Raw genomic sequence first — 18,173 nt, 5'->3', positions numbered from 1 at the left:
CATACTATACTTCGGTATATAAAAAAATTTTCCTCTATTCCGTTGTTGTTCCGCGAACAGAGGAAACTTTTAATCATTCTTTGCGTAAAATCAGAATGTTCTGGTGGCTGATATTGGGAACGAAACACTGGTACACGGCATAAGGTCGCAGCGGTCTCCTGGTAGCCTGGTTGCACCAGATCTTAACACCTTTCAGACGAAACCCCACCTCCCGCATAGTTTCCGCCACCCGGAAACCCAGGGGGATGTACTCTCCGTTTCGGTACCGATCTCCTATCAAAAGAATGAAATACTTTCCGGGCTTCAATACTCTCCATACTTCTCGTCCTAAATCAGCCATCAGACAGAAATACATTTCGAAACTTGCCGCATTCCCGAAATCTTTCTCCTGGGCGGGATTAAACATATTGAAGTTGGTCTCCTTCTTGAACCCAGATAAATAATGCTGACAGCCGTACGGAGGGTCCGTTATTACAGCATCAACCGTCTCATCTCCTATTCCTTTAATAAGTTCCAGACAATCGCCTTCTTCCATACGACTGCGCAACAGACGTACTTCTTCCGTCATTGCATTCTCCCGGGGAACTATTTTATTATTTACAATTACATATTTGCTCTTGATTTCTTCAAAAATCTGTACCCAGCAACGGTTTAATTCAAAGCCTAATGCTTCCCTTTCCGTGAGGTCGGCGCCGATCAAAGTACCTCCCACGCCGGCAAAGGGATCTAGTACCAGCTCGCCCTTTTTAGTAAAGAACCGGATGATTTCCGCCATCAATTCCGGGGGTTTCATCGCCCCGTGGCGCTGCCGGAGGGGATGGGTTGCATCGGGCGGAAAATTGGTTATGTATAGGGTGTCCGTCCAATACAGCCACTGGGACCCATCCAGATCGTTTAAACGGTTTTCCCTGCGGGCCAACACCCCCACCTTCCTTTTTTATTTCCCAGTTTATGACCTCCGGCGAAAATTATTCCCGGAGCCGGTAAAGTATTCCCGTAACAGTGTTCCCAAAAAGAAAAAAATCCCTCCTAATTCCAGGAGGGATGGGAACATTTACCGCACCCGCTACAGGCGACATGCAAAATAAGGGCCGTGTTGCACCGAGGGCATCGGGTTAACTTTTCATCCTTGACTCCGTAGCCGCAACAAGGGCAAACAACCGGTTTCTTTTGTTGCTGCCTGCTCAGCCTTACCACCTCCTACCCTATAAGACGGGCGAGAATTCCTCCAACCAAAAAAGCAATTACCAGTACAGACAACCAAATAGCTACTGCTTCCCTTCGCCCCCGTTCTTTAAAAATTACCATAGCCGAGGCTATACAGGGAACAAACATAGTAATAGTAGCCACCGCTACCACCGTCTGCTCCGGAGGCATATTTAAATCGTACAGACCGGCTGCCCCGAAATCGCGGCGTACAAAACCCATGATGAAGGCGGTAGCTGTTTCCTTAGGCAGCTTCAGCCAACCAACGGTAAGCGGCGCCAGAAGGTTTTGAATAGTCTCCAGCAACCCCGTTACTTGCATCACTCCTATAATCAACGCTCCTATAGCAAACAGGGGCGTTGCTTCCCGCAGGAAAGACCATGATTTGGTAAAGGTTTTCCTCAAAACATTGGACCACCGGGGAAAACGCAGTGCCGGAAGGTCAATGAGCAATTCGGTAGACCGTCCGGGCATAATTCGGTTTAACAACGTCCCTACAATTACCAGTACAGTCAATATGGTAGCTACATATATGGCCACATATTTAATACCCAATCCTGATAGCATGGCTATAATAACTGCCATTTGCGCCGAACAGGGAATGGCCAGGGCCAGGAGAAAAATGGCAATCCTACGCTCTCTTTCCGAACCCAAGAGCCGGGTGGTTATAGTAGCCATAGTAACACATCCAAAACCTAATATAATAGGTATGATGGCCCTTCCGTTGAGACCGATTGTGGTTAAAACCCGGTCCGTCAAGACGGCTATCCGGGGCAGGTACCCGGAATCCTCCAAGGTGGAGAGGGCAAAATAAAATCCCACCACCAGCGGGAGCAACAGTCCCAAAATATAAGTCACCGTCATGGTTAAAAGACCGAACTCCCCGATTAAAATCGTGCCGAGGACTGTACTTTCTCCCACCACCCTGCCTACCACCGCTTTTACCGCCGGTTCATATAATCCCTGCATAATTTGTTCTTCCGTAATACCCACCACGGTTTGAGCGATAAATACGCCGATTATTTCATACATAAGCCAGAGTGTCACGGCCAAAAGTGGTATCCCGGTCAGCGGATGGATCATCCACTTCCCCAGGCGCGTAGACCAGGTGGCTGCCCTTCCCCTTTCCGTCACCACCTTCTCTACTATCTCATTTACCCGCTGCCGCCGCCGTAAGTAAATTTCTTCTCGCATTTCACCGGGTACCAAATTATGCCGCCGGGCTACATGAGGATCTCCTTCCAGTACCAGGAGGGCTTCTCCCTCATTGTCCACCTTGCCTTCCAGTTGTTTTAAATGCCGTTCTAGCCAGGGATCCCTTTTCCCTTTTCTCGCTTCATAAATACGCTTCTTCAATTCATCTATCCCTTGATTTTTCACGGCAACAGTAGGAATAACCGGCACACCCAACAATTCCTCCAGTTGCCGAACATCCACTTGAAGCCCGTGTTTTTCAGCCTCGTCCACCATATTAAGGGCAACTACCACCGGTAATCCCATGTCGATAATTTGAAGGGTCAGGAAAAGATCTCTGTCCAAATGAACTGCGTCAACTATATTTACCACCAAGTCTGCCCCAATAATCACATCCCGGGCCACCATCTCTTCATCGTTAAAAGAAGAAACGCCATAAACGCCCGGAGTATCTATGATCACATCTTCACCAAAAGTACCATGAGAAATTTCCAGAGTAGTACCAGGGTAGTTAGACACGTCAACATAAAGTCCCGTCAGGGCATTGAAGAACACAGATTTTCCCACATTGAGATTGCCTGCTAAAACTATTTTTTTGCTCCCGGCGGGAATTTTGAGGTGATTGCTTAAATTATGACAATGCATGGCCCTTCCTCCTGAGCAATTCCATACCCTTTAGGCCCACAGGTTCAACCCTGATTTGCCGGGCCAGTCCTCTCCCGATAGCTATTTCCTGTTTGTTTTTACCCACGATTATGGGACCTCCGGGAACTATTTCCCGACAGGAAATTATTTCTCCTTCGGTTATGCCAAAACGGATAGCCTGGGCCCGCATTCTTTCATCAGGTATGGACAGAACCCTCAGTTTCTGGCCCCTCCTGCTTTTGTCCAGAGTCATTTCCCCAACCCCCTTTTCCTCTCGGTCACGCCCCAAATATTGATAATTATTCTCAATGCTTGGCAGTGAAAAATTACGGATTTACCGTAAAGGATTGTCAATGATAACCATTTTCATTTATAATTTTAACCTTTTTTTTCATTGATGTCAACAGCGGTTAAATAAAATTCTTTCCAAAAGAAAAAATCCGACCCGGAAAGGTCAGGATTGTTGGAGGTAGTCTATAACCCTTTTGATAACAACCGCCAGCTCAGCCCTTGTCACTGTCTGCTCCGGGCGGAACGTTCCATCGGGATAACCTTGTAGGATCCCTAACTTGGTTAAGTACAAAATATCTTTTTCCGCCCAATGGCCCTTCACATCCGAGTAAGGGACCTCTTCCTCCGGAGGTGGTTGAAAATCTTTTCCCAGGTAGTTGAGAGTTCCGATGGCTATACCTGTAGCCAGCTTTTTCCTGATCCCATCCTCTCTCAGCAGTTGCTCCTGAAGCGGGTTGCTCATAAATCCCATCTCTACCAATATGGCCGGTGCCGCTGTTTCCCGCAAAATATAAAAATTGTTCACCCTTACTCCTCCGTCGGGCCAACCGGTAACCTTGACCAGATTTGCCTGCACCTGCTGGGCCAGTTTTTCCGCCTGTCCGCCCCGGGCCAAAATATGAGTGCTAAGATAGTTGGCTTCCGAATTGCTGGCACTGTTGACATGAAGGCTGATTACCAGGTCCACTTTCGCCTCGTTCAGCAATTTAACCCTTTCAGCCAAGCCAACGTATACATCAGTATTTCGAGTGAGCAGCGTTTCCACAGCATGGTTCCGCAGCAGGCGGTCCAGTTCCAGCGCCACTGACAGGTTAACTTCTTTTTCTTGTAAACCGAATTGCTTACCGACTGTTCCCAGATCCTTACCCCCGTGCCCTGGGTCAATACCGATTTTTACTGCCACCTTCTTCCCCCTCCTTTACCTGCTAACCATCATATGCACCACTGTCCGGAGGGGTGAAGAGTTTCCTGCTTTTAGCGTTCCCGGGTTTGATTGATCAGGTAGCGAATATCCCTGTCCACCAACAAGCGATATACCCGGCACATCTCCACAATACGGGAGGTGGTGCGTTCTCCCAGGTATTCCTCTAGTTCGGCCAGTTCCAGATTGCTGGTAATAACAGCGGGCAGTCGGTGATTCAAGCGGAAATTCAGTATGCTGTATATTTTGTTGCGGGTCCAGTCGGTATAATTATGGGCACCAAGGTCATCCAGGATCAAAACCTCTACCCGACGCGCCGCATCGATTAATTCCATTTCCCGGTAAGCGGAATCGGGCCGGTCATAGGTAGCTTTGATTTCATCTAAAAGGTCGGGAACCACAGTAAATAACACCTGATGCCCGTTTAGTATTAGCGAGTTGGCTATGGCGGCCGCCAGAAATGTTTTCCCCGAACCGGTAGGCCCGCACACAAATAGTCCACGACAGTGAGGGTTCACTTTAACTTCTTCCACAAAGCGCTTTGCCGCCTCAAAAGTCCTTACCGCTATGTCGCGGTAAGAAAGGCCAGTTACTTCCGTGTCCTTAAGAACAGGGGAATAAAAACGAAAATCAAACTTTTCGAAAGTGTACTCCCTCATCCTGCCGACCAGATTTGCATGTCGAAAGCGGTTGTTAATGGCCTTTTGCTTCATGCAGGAACAGCGGTGAGCTACTCCGTTCTCCAGATAAATCCCCTGACCCCGGCAGCGGGGACAGTTCTCACCGCTTGAAATCTCCCTTTTATGCTCCTTCTCGGAAGCCCTTTCGCCCGCCTGTATTACCCTGTTTATCACTCGCCCAACGTGCTGCATGGCTACCTCCTAGCTTAAATATATGTCTTTGAATTTTTCTTTCCGGGAACGGTTAACCTTAGCAGTACGCTGGCCGGAACCTTTTAAATTCTGGCGTTCGTAAAACTTCCGTTCATATTCGTTGATCTCCCTCACTGTGCGCAGATTCTTTTTCGCCCATTGTCGCAAAATGGAATCAATATAGTTAAAGTTAAGGATGCCCCTGAGGACAGCCCGTTTCAGTGCCTCTAAGACCAATTCGGGAGGAAACTTGTCCTCTTCCAGCCAAGCTACAATCTTTTCTCCCTCCATAGGAGATAGCAACCTGCCGAACTCCTTCTCGAAGGCCTGGTAAACCTCGCCCAGCCCTTCTAGGGTTTCACCGGCTCGCCGACTCTGAGTTGCCCGCTCACATGCCCATATTTCCGCCAGTTTCTCAAAAAGACCCCGAAAGGAATAGATTTCAACCGGTCTTTTTAAACTCTCATCGTCCTGCCTAACTACCTCCAAAACTTTCTTTTCAATCAGGTTGGCAATAAGCTCTTCAATCGTAGACTTGTCCGCCGCCATAAAAGCACTCAGCTTTTCCGGCGAGGGATAATATTCCTGCTCCATCTGTCGTAGTCTCCACATGTGGATAATTAACACCAATTCCATTTCAGTAATACCCAATTGGCTATAGCAACGCAACAACAGTTCCGGCAAAACTACGGAACCCGCGCTGTATAAATCCATAGCAAACTCAGCGGTAAAGTTAGGCTTATAGGCCTTCAACTTAACCATTCCTCTCTAGAACTTTCTTCCTTCTGACCAACATTATACCACCTGCGGTTGTTAATGAGTAGGTGGAGGTGCATCCCTTGTTTAAAAAAAATCAGTACGGTAGGACTGCCCCGCTCCTCATTGCTTCCCAAACACCTGTTTTGATATAATATTTTCGAAATTATTTGCTGAGAGCGGAGGTAGTTTGGTGGAAGTTTTAGCTTTGGTAGGACCAAGCGGAACCGGCAAAAGTCACCGGGCTCTCTGGATTGCCCACGAGTATGGCGTAGATCTCATTGTAGACGACGGGCTGCTTATTCACGGAAGCCGCATTCTGGCCGGCATCTCATCCAAACGCCAGCCGACCAAAATAGGGGCTATCCGTACCGCCCTCTTCTCGAAGGAAGAACACGCCGCGGAAGTATCCGCAAAAATAAAAGAGATGAACCCTAGCAAAGTGCTGGTGCTGGGTACTTCCCGGGAAATGGTTGATAAGATCGCCCAGCGATTGAATTTACCCAAGCCTTCTCAATATATATCTATTGAGGATGTCGCTTCCCCTAAAGAAATCGCCCGAGCCCGGTTAATCAGAAACAAGCTGGGCAAACATGTGGTACCTGCTCCTACCGTGGAGGTTAAACCCCGTTTTTCCGGAACCCTGATCGAACCTCTGCAGACCTTTTTCCGGCGCCGGCAACCGGAACCCCCTTCCCCCGAAAAAAAACTGTGGATCGAACAAACGGTTGTCCGACCGACCTTTAATTATCTCGGCCGTTTTTATATTGCCAACCACGTCCTCCACTCAATCATTTCTTACACGGCAGAACAGGTTCCGGGTATCACCCGAACCGGCAGAGTTCAAATTGAAAACCAACCTGAGGGTATTATAATCAACGCGGATTTACACGCCCTTTACGGCCCTCCGCTTCCTCCCGTCATGCGCAGGGCTCAGTGGGAAATTAAGAACAACGTGGAGTTTATTACCGCCCTTCACGTGCAGAAAGTAAATCTAACGGTAAGAACTCTGGAGGTTCGAGAAGAAGACACCTCTTCATGAACCGGTCATTGTCTCTTCCCCCAGGGCTTCCTCTGTGTAGCGGTTGGCAGGATTCCACAGGATCCATTCCTCGAGGCCGGCATCGTAAGTAGCTCTTATCTGCTCCCTTACCTCTTTCGGCCCGTACTTATGCCGGAGGCTAAAGTCCTGGAGCCACGGGCGTATCATCTTGCTATTATCTCCCAGTCGGTACACCGCATCCGATAAACTCTTATAGACTGTTCGATAGGGGCTCCGGTCCGGATCCACTAGCCCGTAACTACCCAGGGCATAATGGGAAGGATAAACCATGGGCGAGACATAATCCACCTCAGCGGCCACCAACTCCAGTTTCTGCCCGATACCCAAATCATCTTTAGCCGAACACGTCAGGCCGAAAACATCCGCTGAGAGAAACACGCCATAGGGGGCCAGTTTTTCCCTGGCATAGGCCAAAAATTCCCGGATCACTTCTTCCCTGGCCAGCCCATTATTATGACTGAAAACCATATTTTCCGTAGGCCCGTCGGAAGGGAACCGAACATAATCAAACTGAATTTCTCGAAAACCCATCTGAGCAACCTCGGCTGCTACCGACAGGTTGTAATCCCATACTTCACGGCTGTAAGGATCGACCCAAGCCATGCCCTTGTAATCTTTCCAGATACCGCCGTTGCGGCTCTTTACTGCCAGATCGGGCCTGGCCCTGGCCAACACCGGGTCTTTAAAGACTACGAGCCGCGCTATCGGATAAATACCTTTCTCCCGCAGTGTCTGCGCCAAGGCCGCTATATCCTTCACCTTCTTACTGGAAGATCCCACCCGCCTGACCGGTTCCAGGTCTGAATTATAAGTCAAATACCCGGTCGCGTCCTTAACGTCTATAACCATGGCGTTGAGTTCCGTCGTTTCCACCAAGTCAAGCAACTTCTGAAACCTCTCCGGTGTTCCTGCAGAATACCCGGAAACATAGATCCCCTTAACCTTTACTTTAACTTTATTATCTTCTTCTTCCTGTTTAAAATCAGGAGCGGTAACAGTTTCCCTCTGTATTAATTCCTGATAAACCCCGCCGTTCTCGGTTTCTGCTTTCTCCTCCTCATAAACTCCTGTTGAAACTGCCGGAACATCACCGCCGGGCAGGTCTGCCAAACCCTTGGCCGCCCCCAAAGTTACAAAAAGAAAAAAACCGATAATAACTCCCACTCCGACCAGTAATTTCGGTGCCATATAAATCATCTTCCCGTCTGTTCCTTGTTATTTTCCTTATTTCGACATGCTGGAACAAAAATCCTATCTGCATGTCCGGCAGGTAATTAAAAATCTTAACTCTTTCTATCAAATTGTACTGGTCAGAGCAACGGGATATGCTTTTATCCCTCATACCGGATATGCTACCAGGTCTGGTTGAAGGAGGTGTGGAGGCTTCCAAATCGGATTCTCACGGAAGCCCAGGAAAGCAGCTACTTTACCCGGAGTCAGGGTGCCGTAATCCTGCTCCGCACCTACAACCTCCGCTCCTCCCAGAGTAGCCATTTCCCAAATCTGCCGTGGAGTCAAGCCTGCTTCATGATAAAGAGCCATCTCCCGCCGGAAAGCTTCTCCGTGGCCGACTCCCACCGCACCGGCATCCGTCCCGATCCCCATTTTCACGCCTAAGGCAGCCGCCCGCCGAATGGTTTCCAACTGTTTTCGATACGTCTTTTCCACCACGTTTTTTACTACCGTTCCGGAAGACTCATCCGCTCTTTGTAGCGCAGCAAAAACAGGAATAACTGTAGGAACCCAGGCCGTCCCCCTTTCGGCCATCTCCTCCAAGGTATCCTCCTCCACGAAGTAACCATGTTCCACCGAGTGAACACCCGCCCTTACTGCCAACATCACTGCCTCCCTGCCGCTGGCATGGGCCATTACTTTCAGACCCCGCACCCGAGCTGCCTCCACCAGAAATTCCAGCTCCTCGCTGGTGAATTGTATCTTGCCCACCTCTCCGAAATTGCGAAAGCTGACAATCCCGGAAATTATCACCTTAACCTGCCCTACCTTAAGGTCGGCCAGCTGTTCGAGGGCATCTTCTATTTCTTTTACTCCCGAAACCGGTCGCCCTAAGAATGAACCGTATCCACCCATTTTACAAAGGGCGAAGCCCGTCGATACCGTCTCCGGACCTTCAACCATCCGGTCGGCCACCGCCGTCCGTGCCCGAAGCGCCACCCCGTACTTGTCACCGCCATCGCGTATCAAGACTACCCCGTGGTGAAGACATGTCTTGAGCCTTTTGCGAACTTCCACCGGTACCCTTTCTCCCCGTTCAACTACCCTCAATCCGTCCTTTTCGCCATCGAGACCCAGTCCCAAGTGAACATGACAGTCAACAAAACCGGGCGTCAGATAATAGGGAAGATAAAATTCTAATTCAGAATCGGCGGGGCCCATCCACCGGATGCGTCCACCCTCCACAGCCAGGCAGACATTTTCTTCAACCTGCCCGGTTCGTACATCTACGATTCCCCTGGCACCAATAAGATATTTGCGGTCTCGTTCCAGCTTCAGAAATACAGGTTTCTTCATTCCAAATCCCTCAACTGTTGCCCTATTGTTAGCTTAATCTTGCTCCTCCCGGTCGGAGCAGCCATAGTGAATTACTTCCACATCCTCCAGCGTAACCAGACCTTCTTTCACCATTTCTTTCACCACCGGCAAGAAAGACTGAATGTATTCAACATTGTCAACAATTTCCACTACTATCGGCAGATCGCTGGACAAAGCCAAAACCCTTGCCGTTTTTATCCGGCTGTTCCGTCCGAATCCTTCGATACACCGGATTACTGTAGCCCCCGCCATATTCATTTCCCGTGCTTTTAACACCAGAGCGTGGTACAGCGGCTGCCCCTTCCACTTATCCTGTTCCCCTATGAAAATCCGGAGCCGTTGAGCCGGGTTGGTCAATTTCATTTGACATACCTCCTATAATTGTTTCTTAACGAAGTACAAGGTAACTCCCGGGGCATAAAGCGCTCTTTAGAACAGCTTACTTGTAACATGACCGAGCCAAACCGCCAGTAAACCCATCAGCACACTGGCAACAATGTACAGCATCCCTTTCTGTATTTGTCCTTCCTGAATTAAGACCAGGGACTCGTTGCTGAAGGTGGAAAAGGTAGTGAACGCCCCCAGCATCCCTACTGCTACCAGAGTTCTGACATTGGCTGAAATCACCGATTTTTCAATGCTCAAACTGTAGAATAACCCCAGCAGAAAACAGCCGATAATATTTACGGCAAACGTTCCGTAAGGAAAATGGTCTCCCATCCGATTAAAAATCCAGGAAGAAAGGGAGAAACGGAATACAGCACCCAACGCACCTCCCAGTGCTACGAAAAAATAAGTCAGCATGCTCCTACCTCCTTAATTCCGACCTTTTAACCGCAAAATCATAAAAAATATAAGTAAAGCCCCTACCCTGCGGTAGGAGCCATCAGCAAGCGCGGTTTAGTCCTGAAGGGACAGGGCGAGCTCCATCGCCCACCAGTTATTATAAATCAGATCGATGTCTAAAACAATAGCTTTAAGCCAGCTTCTTTTTCACCTTCTCTTTGATTTCCTTAAGATCCGCTAGCAGCCGCCCGTATTCTTGACGAGCCACCCCTGCTTCTACCAGCCGCTGCAGTTCCTGCTGGAGCTCCCGGTATGCTTGCTCCCACGTTTCTTCCGCCGGACCAGCTTCAGGGAGCATACCGGGTAGTTCCACTACTTCTTTCCACTGGGGTACTGTCGCCTCTATTCCCAGTTCCTCCTTAATAAGTTGGGCCAGGGTAAGTGAGGATGCCTCCTCTCCGTGAGTAACGAAAATCTTTCGGGGAGGCTCCTTGAAAGAACGAACCCAATTTAGCAGAGCAGGCTGATCGGCATGGGCGGAAAAACCCTCGATACTTCGAATTTCCGCCCTGACGGCGATTTCTTCCCCGTGAATACGGACCTTTTTGGCCCCCTCCAGCAATCTTCTCCCCAGAGTCCCTTCGGCCTGGTATCCGATAAAGAGGACAGTACATTCCGGCCTCCACAGGTTATGCTTTAAGTGATGCTTGATACGCCCGGCATCGCACATGCCGCTGGCGGAAATAATAATAGCTCCCCCTTGAATAGAGTTAAGAGCTTTGGATTCTTCAGTAGTAAGGGCCATCCGCAGGCCCGGGAGATACAGAGGGCACTGTCCGCCCAGCGTAGTTTTTAGTTGTCGCGCTTCCTGGTCGTAATATTCAGGATATTTGCAGAATATTTCGGTAGCCGCAATGGCCAGCGGGCTGTCTATATAGACATGCTGCGGTTTGATTACTCCCCGGTGAATTAACAAATTCAAGTCCAGAAGCAGGTCCTGCGTTCTTTCCACCGCGAAGGCGGGAATAATGAGATTGCCTCCCCGGTTGAAGGTATCCTCGATGGTCCGGACCAATTCCTCCAACTTGTCCTCGTTACTCTGGTGTATTCTGCTCCCGTAGGTAGACTCCATAACCACGTAGTCTGCCATCTCTATACTGGTAGGATCATTAATAATCGGCTGGTTATAGTTCCCTATGTCACCGGAGAAGACCAGCTTCAGTTCCTCCGAACTATTCCTTATCCAGACTTCAACCATGGCCGAACCCAGAATATGTCCCGCATCTCGAAAACGCACCTGAACCTCTTCCGAAACGGTTACCATCTCATCGTAATTGACCGGGCGGAAAAGAGTTTGAACCTCTTGCGCCTCCCTAACCGTGTAAATCGGATTCAACAAGGAATGGCCGGCCCTTCTGCGCTTCCGGTTTTTTCTCTCCACTTCCATCTCTTGAATGTGGGCACTGTCGGGCAGAAGAATAGAACACAAGTCAACTGTTGCCCCGGTCGCCAGGATGGAACCGCTGAAGCCGTGCTTATAAAGTTTGGGAATAAGCCCGCTGTGGTCGATATGGGCATGGGTCAACAGGACAAAGTCGATTTCCTTTGGTTCAAAAGGAAAATCCCCGTAATTACGCTCCTTTATTTCTTTACCACCCTGAAACAGCCCGCAGTCTACAAGGAATTTACTTCTCCCCGTATCTACCAGATAGCATGAGCCGGTAACAGTTCGGGCAGCTCCCAGAAATTGCAGCTTAATCATTCGTCTCCTCTCCTACCTGAACTCGACACTTCTTTGAAGATTTCGGGATAAACTTCTACAAATGCAGATCTTTTTCCTGCTCCGAAACCATTCTATTTATACCCGGTGAAACCGGCGGAGAAATCTTTCCATGCGGTCCAGAGCTTCTGAAATTTCCTGGATCGAAGCCGCATAAGAAATGCGGATATGTCCTTCCCCGCTCTCTCCAAACGCGTTTCCGGGAACCACCGCTACCTGTTCCTCCCTTAAAAGCCTTTCGCAAAACTCTTCCGAACTCAGACCAGTAGAACGGATAGAAGGAAACACATAAAAAGCCCCTTTGGGTTCGAAACAATCTAGTCCCATTTCCCGGAGACGGCTCACCACCAGCCTTCGCCGCTGGTCGTACTGTTCTACCATTTTCTTCACTTCCTCAAAACCGTTCCGTAAAGCTTCCAGAGCCGCCATCTGTCCCGTAACCGGAGCGCAGAGGATAGTATACTGGTGAATCTTTACCATGGCTCCGATAAGTTCCCTGTTGCCCGCTACATACCCTATCCGCCAGCCGGTCATGGCGAAGGCTTTGGAGAAACCATTGATCAAAAGGGTACGCTCCTGCATACCCGGTAACGAGGCAAAGCAGGTATGAGCTCCGTTGTAAGTCAGTTCACTGTAAATTTCATCAGATATCACCAATAAATTGTGTCTTTCTACCACTTGGGCTATCTTCAACAGTTCCTCCCGGTTCATAGTGGCTCCGGTAGGATTATTGGGATAGGATATAATAAGAACTTTAGTCTTGGGGGTAATTTTCTCCTCCAATTGTTCCGGACGCAGCTTAAACTGATCCTCCGCCAGAGTACGCACCATTACCGGCTTACCCCCGGCCAGGACGGCACACGGTTTATAGGATACATAGCAGGGCTCTGGAATAAGCACTTCGTCCCCGGGCGAAAGTACCGCCCTCAGCGCCAGATCAACAGCTTCGCTGGCCCCAATAGTAACCAGGACCTGATCCTCCGGAGAGTAGACTACTCCATAGCGTCTCGCCAAATAAGAACTTATTTCCTGTCGCAATTCCACCAGGCCCCGGTTGGAAGTATACATGGTGTATCCCCGCTTCAGGGCATCAAAGCATGCCTCCCTGATACTCCAGGGTGTTACAAAATCCGGCTCTCCCACTCCCAGAGAAATGACTCCTTCCGTCCCCATCACTAAATCAAAAAACTTGCGAATTCCGGAAGGTGGTATCTCTTTTAAAACCGGGGAAATAAATTCCGCAGCATTAATGCTCACGGACTGACCACCTGCCTGCGGTCTTCTTCCTTATCTTCAAAAACTATCCCGGCCTGCTTATACTTTTTCAGTACAAAATGAGTCATAGTGCTTTGAACGTTTTCCAGTGTGGCCAGCTTTTCCGCTACAAAACGGGCCACCTCTTTCAGAGTTTTGCCTTCTATCACCACCGAAAGATCATAGCCTCCGGACATCAAGTAGACCGACTTCACTTCAGGAAACCGGTAAATCCTTTCGGCAACTTCATCGAACCCTACGTCCCTTTGGGGGACAACCTTAACATCAATCATGGCGGTCACGGAATCTTCTCCGGCCTTTTCCCAGTTGATCAGGGTATTGTATCCCAAGATGATCTTTTCTTTCTCCATTTCTTCAATCAGCCTGATAACTTCTTTTTCCTCTACATTGAGCATCAGGGCAATTTCCCGGGTACTCGCCCGGCTATTTCTTTCCAGAATTTCAAGGATCTTTTTCCGCAATTCATTCATCTTGCTCTCCTCCTTTTGCCGATAATAAAAAACTCTCCCGTCTCAAGGGACGGGAGAGTTACCCGCGGTACCACCCTAGTTGGCTGTTCAGCCCTCCTCTACAGGCAAGGATTACCTCATTCCCTGCCTGCCATCACTATAACGGGACAACCCGACCCAGCTTACTACCAGATTAAAGAATCCGGCTTCAGCCAGGCAACTCCGGGGCGGCCTTCAGTGGTATCTCCTGACCGGGCTCGCACCCTCCCCGGCTCGCTGACAGGATCCGCCACTTACTCTTCCCCTTCCTCGCTTTAGGCAGTATAAGTTTGTGTTATTTTATCACCGGAACAATTCTGTTGTCAATAACTATTTTAGCCGTCATCATGACGATATCTCCGGTTGCCCGATTTGTCTTATCCTAATCCGGCCTTTTACTCCCTATGTTTTCCTAGAGCGGATTTAACTTCCGGCCACGACCACCGTTGCCGGCGCATCCTTCCGCCAGGGCGAAGTGTCAAAACCACCGAAAAACCGCAGGTCCTTAAAACCGGCCTCCAGAAGCCACCGCTCCAATTCTTCTCTTTTCGTAGGTCGCAGAGTCGTCCGCTGCCGTATTTCCTCTCTACCGCCTTCCGCCTGGGATACCTGAAGCACCGTTTCAAAATCAAGCAAACCGTCCCGGCGAAAACGGTAATAGCGTTCAAAGACCAACCCTTTCTGCTCATTGATAATGCTCGGCAACTGCGTCACCCGTTTCTCCATGATCCAGTCGTAATTAACAATCTGGAGAATAAAAACGCCTCCCCTGTGGAGAATGCGTTTGATACCTTGTAAAACTCCTGCTATTTCTCCCTCCTGCAGCAGGTGTACCAGGGAATTCCCCAAACAGGTTACCCCATCGAAACTCTGCCCTAAGGACGCTAGGTCCCGCATGTCACCGACGCGAAAGTCAACCGACATTCCTTCCACAACGGACCGCTCTTTCGCCTGGGCAATCATGTCTTCCTCCACATCCAACCCGGTAACCTCCAACCCCCAGCGAGCAAACTCCCGGGCATAGGCACCCGAACCACAGGCCACATCCAGAACAGAATGCACTTGAAACTCGTGGAAACGCTCCCGTAAAAAGCGCAGGGTAACCGGACGAGGGGGAAAAATATCGTCAAAATAACGACTTAATGAAGTATAAAAGCTCAATTTAACGTTCCCTCCCTGATCATAACTGCAAAGCTCTTCAAAATTGGCGCTAAATCTCTCCTCGTCAAAGTTCTGGTTCTGGCGGTCTTGTTCTTTTTTTGGTATGCTATAATCATCACCTTATTCAAGTTTACCGGGAGTGATCTGATTTGTCAAAAATTGAAGATTGGGGAATACACAAGGTAACTCTACCTCTACCCTTCGAGTTGGATCACATTAATTGTTACGCTCTTAAGGGCAATGCAGGCTGGTCTATTGTAGATTGCGGCGTGAATATTGTAGCTTCCAAAAACCACTGGTTAGATTTTATGCGAACGAATAATATTAGGCCCGAAGACATAAAAGCCATATATGTTACCCATTATCATCCCGATCATTATGGAGCGGCCGGCTGGCTGCAAAAGATTTCCGGTGCTCCTATTTACATGAGCTCGCCAGAAGCCAGGGCAGTAGAAATCTTTCAAAAAGAGAAATCCCGTTTTATAGAAGCTCTAAACATCCTTTATCAGACTAATGGTATGCCCACTATCTTACTCGATACCTTCTGTAAAAGCCTCAACGAAATGGGTTCTTTGGTAGAACCTGTGGCCAAGATTAGTATCATAAATTCAAACGAAAAAGTTAAAATCGGCAACTTATATTTTCAGATTATTAATACACCTGGTCATGCTGACGGCCACCTCTGTTTTTATAATGAACAGTTTGGAATCCTAATATCAGGAGATCAATTACTTCCAGAAATTTCCCCGAACATCAGCCTTTGGCCTGGCAGGGACCCAAACCCTCTGGGGAGTTTCTTGCAGTCTCTCCAGCAGCTTCGACAACTGCCTATTAAATTGGTACTGCCGGCCCACGGCCAACCTTTCCGTGATCCCGTAAAGCGGATCGATCAAATCGAAGGCCACCACCGGGAGAGACTGAAACAAATGAGGCAAATTGCCGCCCAAGGGGCTACTGCTTATGAAATAGTGAGGGAAACTTTCAATACCGACCTTTCTCCTCTGGAAATGAGACTCGCCATGGGTGAAGTACTGGCTCACCTCGCCTATCTGGTCCACAAGGGGGAGCTCAAGGTCAAAAATGAAAAGGGAGTCAACGTTTATCATGCTGTAGACTAGGCTTAAATAGTCAGAGTGGTCCACAGGGCGTAACTTTTATCCTCCTCCAGTGGGAAGTTAGGGAATAAAACTTGGATTGCAACAAGGAAACAGGGCCTGTGGCAACAAATTTGTCCAGGAAGAGTTAAAAAAGGAAACTTACAAAAAATATACAAACGGAGGGGCTGGTTATGTACAAAGTACTTGCAGGAATGAAAGTTTTGGACTTGACGAGGCTCCTGCCCGGGCCCTACGCAACGCTTATTCTGGCCGACCTGGGAGCAGAAGTTCTGAAAGTGGAAGACATGGGAGCAGGAGATTACATGCGGGAATTGGGCCCCAAGGCGGGTAAGGAAAGCGTCTGGTTTCATGCCCTCAACAGGAACAAAAAATCAATTCGTATTGACCTTAAACAGGATAAAGGTAGGGAAATTTTTCTGCAACTGGTAAAAGAGGCCGACGTCCTGATCGAGAGCTTCCGCCCGGGAGTGATGAATAAATTAGGCCTCGGGTTCCCGGAGTTGATTAAGGAAAACCCCCGGCTTGTCTACTGCTCTCTCTCCGGGTACGGGCAAACCGGTCCCCACAGCAGGCGACCGGGGCATGACATAAACTATATTTCTCTTGCCGGTGTAACCGGACTTACCGGTCCCAAAGAAGGTCCTCCCGTTTTACCGGCCGTCCAGGTAGCCGACCTCAGCAGTGCCATGATGGCCGCAACCGGTATACTCGCCGCCTACATCAGGGCCCTCCAGACCGGCTCCGGTTCTTATTTGGATATCGGCATGATGGACTGCGTATTGTCCTGGATGACCCTGTACCTAACCCAGTACCTTTGCGGTGCAGGTAAACCCCGGCGAGGGGAAGAAGATTTGAACGGCGGGCCTGTTTGTTACAATATTTACACCACTAAAGACGGTGCTTACGTTAGCATGGGAAACCTGGAAACTAAATTTTGGGAGGCCTTTTGCCAGGCGGCCGGGCGCCCAGACTTCCTTCCCCTTCAGTTCAAGAGAGATGAAGAATCAAAACAAAAGGTCCAGGAATTTTTCTCCCAAAAAACTCTAGAGGAAATAAAATCCCTTTTCGAGCAGATTGATGTCTGCATCGAACCGGTCTTGGAAATTGACCAAGTGATCGAATACCCTCAAGTAAAGGCCAGGAACTCTTTTGCCCAAGTTATAACGAAAGAGGGAGACCGGATTATTTCCGTAGGCTTACCGCTGAAGTTTCCGGAACTACAACCGGATCCCGACCGTCCGGCTCCGCCTCCGGGCGAACATACCCGGGAAATCCTCTCGGCACTGGGGTACGATGAGGAGGAAATTAAACAGTTGTTTTCCTCAAAGGTGGTAGGGTGAACTACTTCACTTCGTTCAGGACGGGGACTTCCCGGCGGGAGAGTTAAAAAAACTGGACGGCCCTTCTAACAATTCTCTCCAGGGCCTTCGGGTTGGTAACCGCTTTTGGAGGAATCCTGAGCAGGCGGATTCCCCGGTGCCGGTAACGGAGAGTTTCCCTTTCTTCTCCGCTATTGCCGTTGGTTACCAGCAAGGCCAGGCGCTCTTCCGGCAGGTAGTAATCCATTTCCAGGGTGCCCTTGCGGTACCCCTTGATAATTCTGCTGTGGGGAAAGATCAGTCGCAAAAACTCCGGTAGAGGGTCCGGTTCCGTTTCCTCTGCCTTTTCCCTCTCAATTTCTCCCTTCTGCCTTATCTCCGTAACTGGTAGATCTTCTTCACCGCGACCGTCACTTTCTTCAGCAGTGGTTCGGAAGAGTTTGGCTCCCCTTTCGATTACCTCCCGAAGATCTCGCCGGAATTGCTTAAAATCACGGAAACCTTCGAAGTTCCCTGCCCTCTGCAGAATCAACTGTTCCAAAAGGCTTTCCAGGTGTTCTTCCCTTCCCTCCAGCAACACGACCGCCTTTTCTGCCAGCTTGGCCATTTGCTCTACCATTTTCTCTTGCCGGGCTTCCCGTACTACCCCCGTCAGCATTCCCAGGGAAATGATACCCTGGATTATATCATCAGCTAAGCCAATGATTTCCCTCTCCCTTTTCCTGTCCACATGCACTCTTGTTTCAC

Annotated in this window: 18 protein-coding genes, 1 riboswitch and 1 other annotated feature; of the genes, 3 read left to right on the top strand and 15 right to left on the bottom strand. The window is 49.2% G+C overall.

Features of this window, described 5'->3' with window-relative positions; translation table 11 throughout:
- Positions 1-73 precede the first annotated feature (73 nt).
- From KKC1_RS04615 to KKC1_RS04590, 6 genes are all read right to left on the bottom strand, one after another.
- Entirely contained in the window at positions 74-919 is an 846-nt protein-coding gene (locus KKC1_RS04615) for a DNA methyltransferase (RefSeq protein ID WP_192868076.1), read from the bottom strand.
- Positions 920-1,200: 281 nt separating this feature from the next.
- Positions 1,201-3,045 carry a ferrous iron transport protein B gene (gene feoB / locus KKC1_RS04610; protein ID WP_088553331.1) on the bottom strand — a complete coding sequence of 615 codons (1,845 nt, stop codon included), beginning with the start codon at positions 3,043-3,045 and terminating at the stop codon, positions 1,201-1,203.
- Positions 3,032-3,298 (bottom strand): FeoA family protein, encoded by a 267-nt coding sequence (locus tag KKC1_RS04605; RefSeq protein WP_088553330.1) that lies wholly within the window; start codon positions 3,296-3,298, stop codon positions 3,032-3,034. Before KKC1_RS04605 ends, feoB begins: the two co-directional genes overlap by 14 nt.
- A gap of 201 nt (positions 3,299-3,499) precedes the next feature.
- Entirely contained in the window at positions 3,500-4,240 is a 741-nt protein-coding gene (locus KKC1_RS04600) for an N-acetylmuramoyl-L-alanine amidase (RefSeq protein ID WP_088553329.1), read from the bottom strand.
- A gap of 71 nt (positions 4,241-4,311) precedes the next feature.
- A complete protein-coding gene (locus tag KKC1_RS04595; RefSeq protein ID WP_088553328.1) occupies positions 4,312-5,130 on the bottom strand; it encodes an ATP-binding protein in 819 nt (272 codons plus the stop codon).
- A gap of 9 nt (positions 5,131-5,139) precedes the next feature.
- Complete coding sequence (locus KKC1_RS04590) at positions 5,140-5,892, bottom strand: DnaD domain protein (RefSeq protein WP_088553327.1); 753 nt, start codon at positions 5,890-5,892, stop codon at positions 5,140-5,142.
- Positions 5,893-6,079: 187 nt separating this feature from the next.
- Here KKC1_RS04590 and KKC1_RS04585 point away from each other — a divergent pair, with 187 nt between their 5' ends.
- Positions 6,080-6,928, top strand: coding sequence for an Asp23/Gls24 family envelope stress response protein (locus KKC1_RS04585; protein WP_088553326.1), 849 nt, complete (start codon positions 6,080-6,082; stop codon positions 6,926-6,928).
- Here KKC1_RS04585 and KKC1_RS04580 read toward each other — a convergent pair.
- From KKC1_RS04580 to KKC1_RS04545, 8 genes are all read right to left on the bottom strand, one after another.
- Entirely contained in the window at positions 6,923-8,137 is a 1,215-nt protein-coding gene (locus tag KKC1_RS04580; protein WP_192868075.1) for a putative glycoside hydrolase, read from the bottom strand. The two genes, KKC1_RS04585 and KKC1_RS04580, sit on opposite strands and share 6 nt — an antisense overlap.
- 150 nt (positions 8,138-8,287) lie before the next feature.
- Complete coding sequence (locus KKC1_RS04575) at positions 8,288-9,478, bottom strand: amidohydrolase family protein (protein WP_088553324.1); 1,191 nt, start codon at positions 9,476-9,478, stop codon at positions 8,288-8,290.
- Positions 9,479-9,511: 33 nt separating this feature from the next.
- Complete coding sequence (locus tag KKC1_RS04570) at positions 9,512-9,862, bottom strand: DUF190 domain-containing protein (RefSeq protein WP_088553323.1); 351 nt, start codon at positions 9,860-9,862, stop codon at positions 9,512-9,514.
- A gap of 66 nt (positions 9,863-9,928) precedes the next feature.
- Positions 9,929-10,303, bottom strand: a complete 375-nt coding sequence (gene crcB / locus KKC1_RS04565) for a fluoride efflux transporter CrcB (protein ID WP_088553322.1) — start codon at positions 10,301-10,303, stop codon at positions 9,929-9,931.
- A 66-nt stretch (positions 10,304-10,369) separates the two neighbouring features.
- Positions 10,370-10,442, bottom strand: a riboswitch (Fluoride riboswitch).
- A 33-nt stretch (positions 10,443-10,475) separates the two neighbouring features.
- Entirely contained in the window at positions 10,476-12,047 is a 1,572-nt protein-coding gene (locus KKC1_RS04560; protein WP_088553321.1) for an MBL fold metallo-hydrolase RNA specificity domain-containing protein, read from the bottom strand.
- A 96-nt stretch (positions 12,048-12,143) separates the two neighbouring features.
- Entirely contained in the window at positions 12,144-13,316 is a 1,173-nt protein-coding gene (locus tag KKC1_RS04555; RefSeq protein WP_202819949.1) for an aminotransferase class I/II-fold pyridoxal phosphate-dependent enzyme, read from the bottom strand.
- A 2-nt stretch (positions 13,317-13,318) separates the two neighbouring features.
- Positions 13,319-13,810 carry an Lrp/AsnC family transcriptional regulator gene (locus KKC1_RS04550; RefSeq protein ID WP_088553320.1) on the bottom strand — a complete coding sequence of 164 codons (492 nt, stop codon included), beginning with the start codon at positions 13,808-13,810 and terminating at the stop codon, positions 13,319-13,321.
- A gap of 42 nt (positions 13,811-13,852) precedes the next feature.
- Positions 13,853-14,108 (bottom strand) — a binding site (T-box leader).
- Between the two features lie 143 nt (positions 14,109-14,251).
- Positions 14,252-14,989, bottom strand: a complete 738-nt coding sequence (locus KKC1_RS04545) for a class I SAM-dependent methyltransferase (RefSeq protein WP_192868074.1) — start codon at positions 14,987-14,989, stop codon at positions 14,252-14,254.
- Positions 14,990-15,138: 149 nt separating this feature from the next.
- Here KKC1_RS04545 and KKC1_RS04540 point away from each other — a divergent pair, with 149 nt between their 5' ends.
- Entirely contained in the window at positions 15,139-16,107 is a 969-nt protein-coding gene (locus tag KKC1_RS04540) for an MBL fold metallo-hydrolase (protein ID WP_088553318.1), read from the top strand.
- Between the two features lie 170 nt (positions 16,108-16,277).
- A complete protein-coding gene (locus tag KKC1_RS04535; RefSeq protein ID WP_088553317.1) occupies positions 16,278-17,447 on the top strand; it encodes a CaiB/BaiF CoA transferase family protein in 1,170 nt (389 codons plus the stop codon).
- Positions 17,448-17,490: 43 nt separating this feature from the next.
- On the opposite strand, the gene KKC1_RS04530 is transcribed toward KKC1_RS04535, so the two are convergent.
- On the bottom strand, positions 17,491-18,173 hold a 683-nt coding region (locus KKC1_RS04530), incomplete at its 5' end, for a hypothetical protein (RefSeq protein ID WP_192868073.1).

Origin of the sequence: Calderihabitans maritimus, assembly GCF_002207765.1 — a bacterium.
GTDB lineage: Bacteria > Bacillota > KKC1 > Calderihabitantales > Calderihabitantaceae > Calderihabitans > Calderihabitans maritimus.
The sequence above is the reverse complement of the archived record's forward strand: the minus strand, read 5'-3'. Positions and strand labels throughout refer to the sequence as shown.